This window comes from Oscillibacter sp. MSJ-31 (genome assembly GCF_018918025.1).
In the GTDB taxonomy this organism is placed as follows: Bacteria; Bacillota; Clostridia; order Oscillospirales; family Oscillospiraceae; genus Hominicoprocola.
Map to the genome: position 1 here is coordinate 1 of NZ_JAHLPT010000071.1, position 545 is coordinate 545.

The 545-nt window shown below is 63.9% G+C and carries 1 pseudogene; it reads left to right on the plus strand.

Annotation, left to right across the window (positions count from 1 at the left end):
- A pseudogene (locus KQI17_RS13465) lies at positions 1 to 545 on the plus strand (hypothetical protein); the annotation flags it as partial.

A 545-nucleotide genomic window follows, 5' to 3' on the forward strand; every position in this document is an offset into this window, starting at 1 on the left:
TCCGGCAAGCTGGAGTGCGACTACTGCGGCGCGAGCTACGATGTGGCGCAGATCGAGGCGCTCTACGCGGAGAAGGAGGGCAAGGCTGCGGCAGCGCAGCAGTCCGCCGAGGAAAAGGCCGCCGCGGAAAAGGCCGCCGCGGAAAAGAAAACCGCCGAGGGGAGCGAGTGGGATATGTCAGACCTCAGCACCGACTGGGGTGCGGAGGGCGAGGGCATGAAGGCCTATAACTGCCCGAGCTGCGGCGCGCAGCTCATCTGTGACGCGACCACTGCCGCGACCTCCTGCCCCTACTGCGGCAACCCCACGGTCGTACCGGGGCAGTTTGCGGGCACGCTGAAGCCGGACTTCGTGATCCCCTTCAAGCTCAGCCGCGAGGACGCGATCCAAAGGCTCAAGCAGCATTATAAGGGTAAGGTATTCCTACCGAAGAGCTTTTCCAGCGAAAATCATCTGCAGGAGATCAGCGGCGTCTATGTTCCGTTTTGGATGTTCAGCGGCGAGGCGGAGGGCGACGCGCACTTCGACGCCACCCGCTCGCGCAC